Source organism: Flavobacterium sp. GSP6, assembly GCF_003984855.1.
Lineage (GTDB): Bacteria > Bacteroidota > Bacteroidia > Flavobacteriales > Flavobacteriaceae > Flavobacterium.
The window spans coordinates 409,109-423,405 of record NZ_RYDO01000003.1 but is presented as its reverse complement, the minus strand read 5'-3'; the positions used below and the strand labels follow the sequence as shown (position 1 = coordinate 423,405).

The 14,297-nt window shown below is 33.0% G+C and carries 11 protein-coding genes and 2 pseudogenes; all 13 read left to right on the top strand.

Features of this window, described 5'->3' with window-relative positions:
- The first annotated feature begins 197 nt into the window (after window positions 1-197).
- The 13 genes and pseudogenes from EKM03_RS05845 to EKM03_RS05790 all read left to right on the top strand — a co-directional run bounded on the left by EKM03_RS05845 (window position 198) and on the right by EKM03_RS05790 (window position 14,265).
- Window positions 198-881 (top strand): hypothetical protein, encoded by a 684-nt coding sequence (locus tag EKM03_RS05845; protein WP_126740008.1) that lies wholly within the window; start codon window positions 198-200, stop codon window positions 879-881.
- Between the two features lie 48 nt (window positions 882-929).
- A pseudogene (locus EKM03_RS05840) lies at window positions 930-1,193 on the top strand (DUF2400 family protein); the annotation flags it as partial.
- A gap of 358 nt (window positions 1,194-1,551) precedes the next feature.
- Window positions 1,552-1,990, top strand: a pseudogene (locus tag EKM03_RS05835) (IS1595 family transposase); the annotation flags it as partial.
- Between the two features lie 249 nt (window positions 1,991-2,239).
- Window positions 2,240-2,368, top strand: a complete 129-nt coding sequence (locus EKM03_RS15400; RefSeq protein ID WP_255416239.1) for a hypothetical protein — start codon at window positions 2,240-2,242, stop codon at window positions 2,366-2,368.
- The gene (locus EKM03_RS05830; protein WP_126462291.1) at window positions 2,361-2,729 is read left to right on the top strand and encodes a response regulator transcription factor; all 369 of its coding nucleotides are present in this window, start codon (window positions 2,361-2,363) and stop codon (window positions 2,727-2,729) included. The genes EKM03_RS15400 and EKM03_RS05830 overlap by 8 nt, the downstream gene beginning before the upstream one ends.
- Window positions 2,730-2,761: 32 nt before the next feature.
- Complete coding sequence (locus EKM03_RS05825) at window positions 2,762-3,865, top strand: hypothetical protein (RefSeq protein WP_126564003.1); 1,104 nt, start codon at window positions 2,762-2,764, stop codon at window positions 3,863-3,865.
- A 2-nt stretch (window positions 3,866-3,867) separates the two neighbouring features.
- A complete protein-coding gene (locus EKM03_RS05820) occupies window positions 3,868-5,304 on the top strand; it encodes a glycosyltransferase family 2 protein (protein WP_126462297.1) in 1,437 nt (478 codons plus the stop codon).
- Between the two features lie 6 nt (window positions 5,305-5,310).
- The gene (locus tag EKM03_RS05815; RefSeq protein WP_126740007.1) at window positions 5,311-7,701 is read left to right on the top strand and encodes an LTA synthase family protein; all 2,391 of its coding nucleotides are present in this window, start codon (window positions 5,311-5,313) and stop codon (window positions 7,699-7,701) included.
- Window positions 7,698-8,963, top strand: a complete 1,266-nt coding sequence (locus EKM03_RS05810; protein ID WP_126740006.1) for a YaiO family outer membrane beta-barrel protein — start codon at window positions 7,698-7,700, stop codon at window positions 8,961-8,963. Before EKM03_RS05815 ends, EKM03_RS05810 begins: the two co-directional genes overlap by 4 nt.
- An 810-nt stretch (window positions 8,964-9,773) precedes the next feature.
- Complete coding sequence (locus EKM03_RS05805; protein WP_158616366.1) at window positions 9,774-11,255, top strand: PAS domain S-box protein; 1,482 nt, start codon at window positions 9,774-9,776, stop codon at window positions 11,253-11,255.
- A gap of 2 nt (window positions 11,256-11,257) precedes the next feature.
- Entirely contained in the window at window positions 11,258-12,649 is a 1,392-nt protein-coding gene (locus EKM03_RS05800) for a sigma-54 dependent transcriptional regulator (RefSeq protein WP_126554235.1), read from the top strand.
- A gap of 649 nt (window positions 12,650-13,298) precedes the next feature.
- Window positions 13,299-13,505 carry a gas vesicle structural protein GvpA gene (gvpA, locus tag EKM03_RS05795; protein ID WP_126462316.1) on the top strand — a complete coding sequence of 69 codons (207 nt, stop codon included), beginning with the start codon at window positions 13,299-13,301 and terminating at the stop codon, window positions 13,503-13,505.
- Window positions 13,506-13,635: 130 nt separating this feature from the next.
- Window positions 13,636-14,265, top strand: coding sequence for a hypothetical protein (locus EKM03_RS05790; RefSeq protein ID WP_126462319.1), 630 nt, complete (start codon window positions 13,636-13,638; stop codon window positions 14,263-14,265).
- Window positions 14,266-14,297 lie beyond the last annotated feature (32 nt).

Below are 14,297 nucleotides of genomic sequence, written 5' to 3'. Positions count from 1 at the left end.
TAGAAGAATTCTGGAAACAGAAAAATAATTTTAAAAATGTTGCTTAACTAATACTGCGGGTTTTATTTGCATATCCATACCGAGGTAAAAAGAGACTGGTAACCAAAGATTCAGCTTATAAATGTAGCTCAATAGGTAAGTGTCCAGATAGTCGTGGCATATCAATTATAAGACTTGAAAACTTTATTATTAACCATTTGTTTATAGATAAAAATCTAAAAGAACTCCTTTTAGATTTACCAGAAAATAACACGCAAATTATTAGTTTAAAAAACAAGTTAATAAAAGTTGAAAATGAACTTAAAAACAAAACTAGTTTGAGGGATAAATATCTAAATTGGTTAGATGATGAAGAACTTGAAGGTGATGTTGCAGTAATAGATAAATATAAAAAGACTAAACGTGAAGTTGAAGTGCTACAGAATAATATTGAAATCTTAAAACTTCAAATATTAGAATCAGATAATCAATTTGCAAAAATTAGAATTGAAAATGCAGTAAATGAATTTCAATTAACGAAAGGTTTTGATGATACAAAAAGACTTATTCATTCCATCATTGATAAAATAACCATTAATCATGTTAAAAAAGAGCGTGGTGGGAATTTTTATGTTGAAATAAAATACAAAGGCTTTGAAGAATATTCTTTATTTATGACTAATTGGTTTGCGCTTGAATGGAACTGGTTATCTTATTATAGAAGTAAAGCCAACAATGAACAACAACTCATTGAAGATCTGGAACAATCAAAAGCTTTATTAGATTTTCGAGGTATTGATTATACTGATGCTGATTTTGAAGGTTTCGAAGGAAATGAATCAGTCACTGGTATGCACGATTTAATTGTGCTAGATAATGCTAATCTTATGTCATTCAATTAATTAAAAAATACAAAGCGTTTAAAAATGACTACCTTAATTGCCTTTTTCAATATGTACCTCAGGTGGATGATTCGTCAAGATAATAAGGGAGTCGATTTAGGAATCTGGAAAAGCATTTCTCCCGCTTCATTATCTTGTCCCTTGGATGTACATTCCGGTAATGTAGCCCGAAAATTAGGTCTCTTGACACGCAAACAAAATGATGGAAAAGCCTTGTCTGAATTAGATACAAACCTTCGTAAATTAGATGGTATAGATCCTGTTAAATATGATTTTGCTTTGTTTGGACTGGGGGTTTTCGAGGGATTTTAGCAGGGGTAAAAGTTAATTTAATTTTAGGGGATTTTTTTTCTATAATGTAAAATAGTTTACATTAAAATAACCCGAAAATTTCATCTGTCATAAATAGCCTGAGAAAAATCGAACTTAAACTTGATGAAAACCTACTTGCGTATCTTCGCTTAAAATATTTATCCTTTACAATTGTGTTTTTAAAATTCTATTTATTGGATCTTGAAAGCCACCTATTCTTTTGTCTTCTTTTCGATTAAAATGATGGCTCCAAACCAAAAAATTTGACTTTAAAAAAAACAAAAAATTTGTTTGGATAAAAAAGTATTGAGGTCAGTATTAAATTTCATATATTTAAAGTCTATAAAAGACCGATAAAATGGTAATTCCCAAAGGTCAAAACCTTATAGAGTTTACTGAACGCTTTAATAGTGATTAAATTTGTAATAATACCTTTTAAAAATAAAATGCTCAGAGAAGTATGTTTGTAGAAACTGTAGTCATACTAAAAGTCAAATTCGCAAAGACTATGCAAGAACCTAAAATATTTGTAATGATACTGAATAAACTATGGCTAATACGCTATTCCATAAAGTGAAATTTGGATTAAGAAAAGCATTTTTCATTTGCTTTGAAATGGCTACAACCACAAAAAGTCTTTCTGCATCTCAAATGGCTATTCAATTTGGAGTTCAAAAAAAAATAGCAAGAATGTTTATGTAAAAAGTTCGAGAAGCAATGAAATCAAGTGAAGATTTTCCATGAAAGGGATTATAAATGTAGATGAATCCGTTGTTGGTGGTTTGGGGAAAGGTAGATAATATTTGTCATAAAGAAATAATATGCGGTTAGATACCGACCTCAAGAAACTAATTCATTAAAAATAAAAACTATTCAATATGCGATTGCGTATATAAGTAATAGGAACGATATATTGTTGCTTATTATAATGTCAAACCTATAATAAAGACTGAGGTTGAGTTAAAAACAAATACAATATTATTTTAATCTCATTACTTAATTAAATATTAATAATAATTTTAATTTAGATTTTCCAAATATAATCCATGAAACAAAAATTTATAACAGTACAAAAACTAAATAAAATGGACGAACTTATACTGTTTTTCCCCTTAAAAATAAAAGACAAAAACCGTACTTTATTCCCAAAATTAAAAGCAGTAGACAATGAGTGATTTGAAAAAAATCGTCTTGGCTGAAGATAATTCTATTTTTTTATTATTATTAAAGTTTCGATTGGAAAAAGAGGGCTATAAAATCCTGACAGCTGTAAATGGAAAAGAAGCACTTGAAATAATAGAAGAACACAATCCTGACTTAATTTTGACTGATATCATGATGCCTTTTATTAGTGGTTTAGAAGTTATCAGCTATGTAAGAAATAAATTGAACCTACAAATCCCAATCATCGTTTTTTCATCGGCGGGACAAGAGGAAATTGTTCTTAAAGCATTTGATTTAGGCGCTACTGATTTTATGAGTAAGCCTTTAAGTCCTAACGAACTAGTGATTAGAGTAAAAAGATTATTGCGCTAACAAGTCCCTATAAAGAACCCTGGGGTTGCTATATGAATACAAATTATTACTTACTTGACTATTTCAATGGGTCACCACTTATCATTCAAGTGGCATGGATGATAAGTGGTCTTTTTATTCTTATTCTTCTTCCTCTAATACTATACTTGAAATATTTGAGAAGCCATCTGAGAAAAAAAGAACGGATTACGGCTGAATATGAAAGCAAATATGAAACGCTTCTAATCCGATATCTATATTCTGGAGATGAAGAACAAGAGATCAGTCCGGAACAGCAAGTGATAATAGATGAATTAAAAGACTCTCTAACGGATCTATTCAAACGAAAAATTTTAATTGCTGTTTTGCTAAAGTTAAAAAATGAGGTTTCAGGAGAAATTGATGAATCTATTCAAAAACTCTATTTTCAAACTGGTCTTATCAACTACACTTTATCGCGATTAAAGCATAAAAAATGGTATATTATTGCCAAAGTAATCCGGGAATTAAAGCAATTTAAGGTAAAGGAAGCACATGATGAAGTGATTGTTCACATAAACCATCCCCGAAGAGAGGTTCGAAAAGAAATGCAATTGTATATGGTCAATTTATTTTATTTTGAAGGACTGAATTTTTTAGACATTTTAGAAACACAACTGTCTGAATGGGATCAGATTCAATTATTAGAAGTCCTACAAAGACTGGAAAATCAGAATATCTCTAATATTAAATCCTGGTTGGGTTCCCCTAATGATTCAGTAGTCATATTTTCTTTGAAACTAGCAAAAACGTACAATCAGTTTGAAGCAAAAGAGGAACTAATCCATTTATTGTACCACATTAATAAAAAAATAAGACTAGAGTCCATTCAAGTATTGAGTTATTTAAATGCCTCAGAAGCCAAAGAAATTTTGAAAATCAATATAGAGCAACGCAGTCCGGAGGAACAAATTGCTTTTTTTAAAATGATGGAAAATTTATATGAAACCAGTGACGAATTGTTTCTGATGCAATACATACATTATACAATTTTTGAAATTAAGGTTTCCTCATTAAAAATTTTAAAAATCCTTAATACCGAAAAATTCAATCTGCTTAAATTAGAATCTTCTGATCCACAATTTTTGAAAATTGTTAATTTTATTGAAAACAATTAAGTATGGGAAACAGTACCGAACAAATTATATTTGAAACAATCCATTATTTGTTTTTTATTTATAGCATGACGGCTATAGTGTCTTATCTCATACTTGCCGCCATTTCTGCTGTAGAAACAATAGAATACAAACGAAAAAACAGTTTTGTGAATTACATAGAAATATTATCTTCAAATAGCTCCCCTTCCATTTCAATTATAGCTCCAGCCTATAATGAAAGTTTAAATATCGTTGAAAACGTACGCTCTTTATTGTCAAACCACTACGTAAATTATGATGTAATTATAGTAAATGACGGTAGCAAAGATGACAGTTTAGAAAAACTCATTCTGGTGTATGAACTAGTGCCCGTATCCTTGCTTATTAACGAACAAATCCCAACCAGACCGCTCAGAAAAGGAATTTACAAATCAACAAATCCTGCATTTGAAAAATTAATTGTTGTTGACAAAGAAAACGGAGGAAAAGCAGATGCTTTGAATATGGGCCTTAATATAAGCAACAGTAAGTATGTTGCCTGCATAGACGTCGATTGTTTATTGCTTGAAGATTCACTCCAAAAAATGATTAAACCCTTTCTTGAAACTACTGACAGAAGAGTTATTGCTGCTGGAGGAGTCATTAGAATTTCGAATTCCTGCATTGTCAAAGAAGGCAAGTTGCAAGATATCAATTTTCCTAAAAAATTACTAGAGCAAGGCCAGATCCTAGAATACATTCGTGCTTTTTTATTAGGAAGAATGGCCTGGAGCAGACTTAATGGGTTGTTAGTGATTTCCGGCGCTTTTGGCTTGTTTGACAAAAAAATTGCGATCAGGGTAGGCGGTTATGACATCCGTACGGTAGGAGAAGACATGGAACTTGTAGTACGAATGAGAGGCTACATGGAAGAACAGAAAAAAAAATACAAAGTTGCCTATATTCCTGATCCGCTGTGTTGGACGGAAGCACCTGATAATTATAAAACATTTATTTCACAAAGAAACAGATGGACTCGCGGAACTATTGAAACTTTGAGAAGACATCGAAAAGTTGGATTTAATCCAAAATACAAGGCGCTGGGAATGCTGAGTTATCCCTATTGGTTTTTTTTCGAAAGAATGGCTCCTATCATAGAAGTGGCAGGTCTGCTCTATTTTGGAATTCTTATTGTGTTTAATCAAGTACGCTGGGATTATTCACTTGCCTTTTTACTTTTAGCCTATTTATTTACCGTTTTTTTTTCTTTAATATCCTTAATTACAGAAGAACTCACCTATCATCAGTATAAAAAGAAAGGAACAGGCGTTCACTTATTGCTAATTGCTTTTTTAGAACCATTTGTCAATCATCCCTTTATTTTATATGCAGCGATTCAAGGGAATAGCGATTACTATTTTAATAAAAAGAAAAAATGGGGAGAAATGACCCGAAAAGGAATGACTAAAGCATCTAATTAAACGCAAATGAAAACGAAATTTACTTATAAAAAAAGTTTAGAATATATTTACGCTACGGTTTCGTTGATCCTTATATTTTGTCTGTTGAGTTTCATTGATGTATTCAAAAATTTTGAATTACTGTCATTTATTTATAAAGTATTTAATGATTTTTTTACGGGAATACTCCTCGGAATATTATTTTTTCCACTGTATTTAGGATTAGAATATATAAAAAATACTATTGGAATACTGGTTATCAGAATACTATTCTCCAGTATCGTACTCATCCAAGTTGGATTAACGGGATACAGCCTTACCACTCATATCAATCTTGGAGCAGACCTTCTAGGTTATTCATTGAGTGATATGTACACCACTGTTTCTGCATCTTTATCCTTATCCTTGCTGACATTTTTACCTTTTGTAGTTATACCTGCAATGTATTGGGGACTGAACTGGTTGTTCCATTTATTTGCACATAAAATCAACACAAAAATTTTACTTTTAGTCGTATTCTTTTTTGGAAGTTTGAATTTATTAATTGCCAATAGCAATAAAACTGCTTCTCAAAACAAATTAAATTTTTTGTTGAGTGATATTCTAAGAGCTAAAAATGACATCGCTTTAGCGTCTCAAGGCGACTTCTCTTTTAAGAAAGAATACCCATTAGAACGAGCCTCTGAAGAAACTAAAGATGTCCTGGCTTCGTTTTTTAACATTCAAAAAGAGAAACCAAATGTGGTTTTTATAATTGTTGAAGGACTTGGTAGCGATTTTACTAACAATGGCGATTATAAAGGTTTCACGCCTTACCTTGACGCCTTGGTATCAAAATCGCTTTACTGGGAGAATTTCGTGAGCAATGCAGGTCGAACATTTGGCGCACTCCCTTCATTAATAGGTTCGTTGCCGTTTGGAAAAAATGGCTTTATGGAATTGAATCCCTTACCCAAGCACAATTCACTAATCAGTATTTTGAAATCAAATGGATACACTACCAATTATTTTTGTGGTGATGACTCCAGTTTTGACAAAAAAAGTAATTTCCTGGAATACAATGGTATCGATAAAATTGTAGATATCGATAAATTTGGCCCAGGATATACAAAAACAAAGAAAAATGCAGGCGGTTTTTCCTGGGGCTATCCTGATGCGGAGATTTTTCGTAAAACATTATCTGAATTAAAAGATACTAAACAACCTCGCCTGGATATCATCATGACGCTTACCAATCACGAACCCTTTAATTTTCCTTCTAAAAAAGCGTATTTAGAAAAAGTAGAACGCATTTTAGAAACCAAATCATATTTTGAAAAAGACAAATGGAACGATTACAAAGATATTTTTGCGTGTTTGTTGTACACAGACAATGCGATACAGAATTTCATGCAAGCCTATGCTAAAAGACCCGAGTATGCAAACACCATTTTTATTATTACGGGGGATCACAGGTTAATTCCAGTTCCTCAAAAAGATAATTTATCCCGTTTTCATGTTCCTTTTTACATTTACAGCCCCATGTTGAAGAAAACGGCAACATTCAAATCTATTTCTTCCCATAGCGATGTTACTCCAAGTTTAATTTCTTTTTTGACAAATAATTATGAATTTAATCCATTAGAAAAAACGACCTGGCTTGGTCAGGGACTCGACACCGTGCGAGAATTCAGAAATATCCATAGCATTCCGCTGATGCGATACAAAGGAAGCATCAATGATTATATTTATAAGGACTATTTCTATTCTGATGGGACTGTATTTAAGATTGATAAAAATTTAAATCTTAGTGAAGCAAATAACGACATGACTGAAACGATAAGCAATTTTTTTACTGATTTCAAAAAATTAAATGCTTATTTAACTACAAAGAATAAAATCACAAAGGCTGCTACAAGCTTTAAGAAACCTGCTTATACGTTTACTGCTGAAGAATTTTTGACCATTAAAAAATTAACAAAAGGATTGAATCGTGATCAGGTTTTCTTTTTAGCCAGAGAATTAGCATTTACAAAAGAGCGTGAAAAATCCCGATTATTATGTGATTACATCTTGAATGAACTTCCTAATTATGGCGAAGTAAGAACACTCAAAGGCCGAACGTTAGCTTGGGATGGCGATTATAAAAACGCCGAAAAAGAATTATTGGAAGTTATCAACAGAACCCCTTTTTATAGCGATGCCTATTTAGCACTGATGGATGTGTATTGGTGGTTAGGGCAAAACAATAAAGGGGTCGCAATTGGCAAGCTAGCATTGGGTAATCAAATAAATGATGCAGAATTGGGTTATAAACTGGCACAAGCATACTATAGAATTCACAATCTAAAAAATTCAAACACACTGATTGATAGCCTATTGATACTATATCCTAAAAATAAAGAATACTCTAATTTTAAAAAAAATCTGAAAAAATGATTTCAAAAATAATGCTAAAACTACTTTTTCTAGCCCTGTTTTTTGGCGGCTTTCAAATGTCCGCACAAGAAACTAAATTTGAGGGAGATCCTGATGCTTCTTTTGAAATTGCTCGCAATTTAGCTTTTAATCAACAACGCAAGCAGGCACAAGACACCTTGTTATTCATTTTGACAACATATCCTAATTACCATGATATCCGCTCTTTTTTAGCGACAACCTATTCTTGGGACGGCGACTATAAAAAAGCAAGAAAAGAATTTAATTATGTCCTCGAAAAAGACATTGAGAATAAAACTACCTGGATAGCTGCCATAAAAAATGAATTGTGGGGAGATTTGCCATTTGCCGCATTAGAAATGACAAATAATGCTTTAAAAATATTTCCAAAAGACACTGAACTATTGTATTTGAAGGCGAGCGCACAAGAAAACAGCAATAATACATTAGAAGCATTAAGCACGATTCAGCTCCTATTAGATACAAATCCGGAGGATCAGAAAGCCAAAGACTACAAGGCGAATTTAAACAATGGCTTGAGCCAAAATGCCATAGGAATAACTTCCTCCGTAGACCTTTATTCCGATGTTTTTGATCCAATGCAATACCATGCGCTAATGTACAGGCGGCAAACGAAATACGGAAGCATCATAGGAAGAGTAAATTTCAACAGGAGATTCAACGAAAATGGAGTGCAATATGAAGTAGATTTATACCCAAAAATTACAAAAGGACTATATGCCTATGTGAATTTTGGCATCGCCAGTACTTTTTTGTTTCCAGATATAAAATATGGTGCTGAATTATTTAAATCACTACCTAAAAGCTTTGAAATTTCCCTAGGATTCCGCACCTTGAAATACAATACTACCACCAATATTTATACTGGATCTCTGGGCTGGTATACCGGAAACAGTTATTTATCTTTCCGTCCTTACTTTACTCCCGGAGTAACAGGAACCAGTATATCCGGGACTTTTACCTATAGAAAATACCGAAGTGACGCTGATAATTATTTAGGAGTAGCCGTTAGTATGGGTTTCTCTCCGGAAATTAATCAGTTCGCTATTGATGAAAATGCAGCTAAATTTGTCGCCTTAGAAGCCCAAAGAATTAATCTTGGGTATTATTTTACCTCATCTAATAAGCAAAATGCCTGGGGAGCACAATTAGCGGTTACACACCAAGAAATAATATTTGACCAAGGAAATTTCTTTTGGATTTATTCTCTAGTACTTTCATGGGAATTAAAATTCAAATAACCGATTCCCATTTCTAATTTAATTTTCCAAATCTTTTTTTGCTTCAAAAGAAGGATTCATCATGTATAAAAAATCGAACTCACTGTTTCTAAAAACCAATAAAACAAATGCTGAAAAACTGCTTTTTGTTAAAAACGATTCTGCTTTTTTAAGATTATGTGTTTTGAAGCATTTTAATGCAATACATCAAAAATATTTTTTTTTGATGTATTTTATATGTTATATTATAGTGCAAAATATTAATAATCAAATACCTATTAAAAAAAAATCCACTTGACAAACATTAATTTAAGTAAATGATTGAAAATAGTATGATTCGCTTTAAACGCAGTTTAAAAGGAAAAACATCCGAGCAAATCAATATTTTTTATCAAGCACTATAACTTGATAAATATTCAGCTGGTTTAATTCTTCATTTCAGAAGCTTTTACAGATGCCAAAATTTTTATCTTTATCCAATTTGTTATTGAGTAAAGTCGAAATAAATAGTATAAACGATATTCAGGATTAATTTAAATGTATAGATTTGCAGTAGGATTTTTAATCAATAAGTGTATTTTTTTTTCAGGACGAGACACGGCTATGTAAGAAAAGAACTTTTAATACAATTAGTTCTCATGATTCATCCGCCCAAACGCTGTGATGAAATAGACGGAATTGCTTGTGAAATATTAAACGGAACGCCAGATTTTTGTTCTGTACCATTTATTGTAAAGTCCGGCATACAAATTTTTGTGGAAACTAAGGTATCACAGAGTGTTTGGCATGGTAAACGGATCATTTTCAGAGTCAGCTAAAGATATATCTCAAATGAAACTATCAGAAAAAAAATTTTTAAAAATATTTCATCACAATCCATCTGCTTGTAGTTTAAGTGATTTGGTTACAGGAGAATATATTGAAGTGAATGACGCATTTTGCAATTTGCTCGGATTTGATAAAAATGAAGTCATAGGTAAAGCATCTGTGGAATTTGGTGTTTTAACACTTGAAAGTCTAAATACCCTATACTTGAAGATAGATGCCAATGAAAAAGTATCTAACCTGGAAGCAAATCTGATAGCGAAGAATGGAGATGTGAAGCATGTGCTGTTATCGGCAGATAATGTATATATCCGGAATAAAAAATGCCGTTTTACTGTTGTCCATGACATTACCAATCACATACAGGCCAAGCAGGCGCTGGAAGTAAGCGAAGGAAAATACAAAACCTTGCTAAATGCATCTCCCGATGGTATTTTATTAATCAATATGAAAGGAGTCATTACTGAGGTTTCTGAAATCGGGCTTGAATTATTTGGCACCGATACCAAAGATGATTTGGTAGGCAAAAAAATTTTCCGATTCATTCCATTTGATGAAAAAAATACGATAAGAAAAATCATTGAAAAGACAATGAATGAAGGACTATCACAAAATATTGAATTAAAAATTAGAAAGCTAAATCAATCGTTATTTGCCGGTGAAACGAGTGTCACTTTAATACAGGACCCGGATGGGGTGTCCTTATCATTCATGATCATCATCCGTGATATTTCACAACGTAAGAAGATAGAGGCAAAACAACTTCATGCCGACCGGATGGCCAACCTTGGAGAAATGGCCACAGGTATTGCACATGAGATCAACCAGCCATTAAATATCATTTCTATGGTAATGGATAAGATTTTATTTGAGTCTGCCAAAACCGAAACTATCAACATTGAATTCCTTGAAAATAAATCAAGCAAAATTTTTGAAAATATAATCCGGATCAGGAACATTATAGATCATATCAGGGCATTTTCAAGAAACGACAGCGATTACATATTGACAGCTTTCGATATTAATTCAAGCATCGAAAATGCCGTTACTATATCAATAGAACAGTTGAAACACCTTGGAATCAACCTGAACCTCCAACTTGATAAACAAATTCCTCATATAGTTGGCAATACCTACAAATTTGAGCAGGTTATTATTAATCTGCTGGCCAATGCCAAAGATGCAATAGAAGAAAAGCAAAGCATACAGGAAGATTATTTTGAAACACTCATTGGGATCAGAACGTATCAGCAGAATCAATTTCTAATCGTAGAAGTTACAGATAATGGTATTGGCATTGGAAATGACGATATCAATAATATTTTACTTCCTTTTTATACTACAAAAGATGAAGGAAAGGGAACCGGAGTTGGATTATCAATCTGTTATCAGATAATCAAGGAAATGAACGGAACCATAGACATAACGAGCGATCATTTTTATGGAACGAAAATAAAACTAGTTTTGGATACTCAAAAGAAAAAGTAAAAATGGAAAAAAAAGAGAAAATAAAAATCTTGATCATTGATGATGAGAAGCAATTCACAGAAGAATTGATTGGTTTTTTTCTGGATTCAGACTTTGAATTTTATGAGGCCAACACAGCCGCAGAAGGGAAAAAAGTATTAAAAAATAATAAAATTGATCTTTTAATCCTTGACGTGCGGTTGCCTGGTGTGAATGGCCTTGATATTCTGAAAGAGGTAAAAATCCAATACGCTGAGATGGAAGTCATCGTCATTTCGGCTCATGGCGATATGGATACGGTGATCAAAGCCATGCGATTTGGGGCATTCGATTATTTGCGCAAACCTTTCCGGTTTATTGACATTCAGATTGCGATTGAGCGTACCCGAAAATATCTTCAGATGCAACGAAGGCTGAAGCAGATGGAAGAAAAGAACTCATTAATATCCAAAACCCTCGAAGATAAAATCAACCGACAGTTTATCGGAGTCAGCCCACAGATTTTGAATGTATTTGAACAAGCCATCATCGCCGCAAATTATCCCGATGCTAATGTGCTGATAACCGGCGAAAGTGGAACCGGAAAAGAAAATATTGCCAGAATCATACATTATTCGAGCGAAAAGAAGGATCCTGTTTTTTGTGCCGTTAATAGTAGTGCCATTACAGAATCACTTTTGGAAAGCGAATTTTTTGGCCATAAAAAGGGATCGTTTACCGGTGCCATCTCCGATAAAATGGGTTACTTTGAAGTGTGTAACGGCGGTACCCTATTTCTTGACGAAATCGCAGATATGCCATTAAACCTACAGGCGAAAATTCTGCGTGCCACGGAAGAAAAGGTAATCACCCGGGTGGGGGATACAAACCCGATACATACTGACTTCCGGATTATTTCTGCCACCAATCATGATATTTATAAAAAAGTGGAGCAAAAAAAATTCAGGCTCGATCTGCTTCACCGGCTCAATACACTGCATATACATATTCCGCCCCTTAGGGAAAGGCCAGAAGATATCAAACCTCTGTTGATCCATTATGTTGATGACTATGCAACGAAATTTAAAAAACCAAACATTCATATCTCCAAAGAGGTTTTTGATGCGCTCCTAAAATATGATTTTCCTGGAAATGTCAGAGAATTGAGAAATATGACCGAAAGGGCCCTCATTCTTTGCAAAGGCAACCTGCTCGGGATAAATGACTTCCCTGTAAAATCGCAAAAAACATCCTCATCGGAAGCTCATTCTGATTCAGTCAATCTGAGAACCCACGAAATTAAAATGGTACGTAAAGCTCTACAAAATTGTAAATGCAATCAGACGGCTGCAGCTGATATGCTGGGAATTACCCGCGATGCTCTCTTGCGAAAAATGAAAAAGTACAATATATCTGTTAATAAAAACGAAGAGTAAAAAACGATAACCAACAATTCTTCTGATATAAAAAGTATCGTTCAATTCAGGAGATCTCAGATCAGGTCTGGGAAGGGTCAATGTCATTATCAGATTCGGGAAGGACGGTCAGGTTAGGAATGCTCCTTGACTCAGGAAGTCTCGGACTTACAAATTTACCTATCCGTTTTGTAAGTTGAATTCGTTAACCTTTTTGTGGATAATGTAACTGACGAAGTTAATTGCACTTAACCATTTGTTGAGAGCCTGCCTACCAGATGAAGTTCTCCCATTTCCGCACATGTGTGCGATAATTTCAATTATTATCCATTTTTACTAATCTTTTCGTAAAAAATATATTAATATAATTTATTTTTTTTATAAAAAATCACAATTAATTAATGATATTGAAATAATGTCTTGTTTGTTTTTAACTCAACCCCAGTCTTTACTGAAGGTTTGACATTATAATATGCAACAATATATCGTTCCTATTACTTATATAAACACCTATATACCTTAATTACAGCATACTGTACTGTATAATACAATGCAATATTCCTGTTTACTTACTTTTCGGCACACTACTTGTAATACGCTCAGAACAAGAGGTAAGCCGTCTCTCTAATTTGTAAAGCACGGTTTTATTAATAACTTAATTTAATAAAAAATGGCAGTAGAAAAAACAATTGGATCATCTAGCCTCGTAGAGGTTATTGATCGTATCTTGGACAAGGGTGTTGTAGTTGATGCCTGGGTAAGAGTTTCGTTGGTAGGTATTGAGTTACTTGCTATTGAAGCAAGAATCGTTGTTGCCTCAGTTGAAACATACTTAAAGTATGCAGAAGCAATTGGATTAACTGCTAAAGCCGCTTAGGCATTTGTAGTTAAAAAATAGGTGTTCTTGCTAAATCATCCTTACGGATTAATGCTCGGAAGCATGATTTACCAAGAATTTCTATTTCAAACTCATCAATCCCTATTTTTCATCAACCTATTCAACCACAATGAATACTCAACCTGAATTAAATATAGATGGTTTTTTCGACAATATTATAACATCTTATGAAAGCCGGATTCAAAAAATTCAAACTGTCTTTCAATCATCCGAAAATATTACAGAATCATCTTATTCCTTGTTCGGGAATGTCAATAATTCTCTAAACGAACTTACAAAGGAAATAGAGATATTAAATTCCAGACTTAGCGAAACTCTGGCAAAAAATGGCTCCCTGCGAAAAAAAGATTACAATACAATAATGTCGTGTATTTTTGATATAATCGATGAAAAGAGAAGCGAAGCCGAAAGCCAGTTTTTGAATTTTGTTGAAACCCAGAAAGAAACTGCCCAATCGCTTAAGAATGGTCTGTTAGGTCTTAAAGACATTACCTCACCAGATGCGCTGGAAAGAATAAGCATCATCAAAGAGCAGCTTTCTCAAATCCCCAAACTACAGGAAATGAGAAAGGAAAAGGTAATGAAAACATTCTTGAATTTTCAGAAAATACATAACAGTATGATAGAATGCCTTGAAAACTTACTTAAAAAAGGCGATAATATTCTGGTAAAGGATATAAAAAAAGTTAAAGATCAAATAATTAAAGAGAATCAAGGCCTTATGTCAAGTATCCAATAGGGTAAATAACCATAGGGAATTAAATATTCATT

Coding starts and splice junctions, on each gene's coding strand:
- EKM03_RS15400 (WP_255416239.1), top strand. CDS start 2,240: ATGAAACAAAAATTTATAACAGTACAAAAACTAAATAAAATGGACGAA.
- EKM03_RS05830 (WP_126462291.1), top strand. CDS start 2,361: ATGAGTGATTTGAAAAAAATCGTCTTGGCTGAAGATAATTCTATTTTT.
- EKM03_RS05825 (WP_126564003.1), top strand. CDS start 2,762: ATGAATACAAATTATTACTTACTTGACTATTTCAATGGGTCACCACTT.
- EKM03_RS05820 (WP_126462297.1), top strand. CDS start 3,868: ATGGGAAACAGTACCGAACAAATTATATTTGAAACAATCCATTATTTG.
- EKM03_RS05815 (WP_126740007.1), top strand. CDS start 5,311: ATGAAAACGAAATTTACTTATAAAAAAAGTTTAGAATATATTTACGCT.
- EKM03_RS05810 (WP_126740006.1), top strand. CDS start 7,698: ATGATTTCAAAAATAATGCTAAAACTACTTTTTCTAGCCCTGTTTTTT.
- EKM03_RS05805 (WP_158616366.1), top strand. CDS start 9,774: ATGAAACTATCAGAAAAAAAATTTTTAAAAATATTTCATCACAATCCA.
- EKM03_RS05800 (WP_126554235.1), top strand. CDS start 11,258: ATGGAAAAAAAAGAGAAAATAAAAATCTTGATCATTGATGATGAGAAG.
- gvpA (WP_126462316.1), top strand. CDS start 13,299: ATGGCAGTAGAAAAAACAATTGGATCATCTAGCCTCGTAGAGGTTATT.
- EKM03_RS05790 (WP_126462319.1), top strand. CDS start 13,636: ATGAATACTCAACCTGAATTAAATATAGATGGTTTTTTCGACAATATT.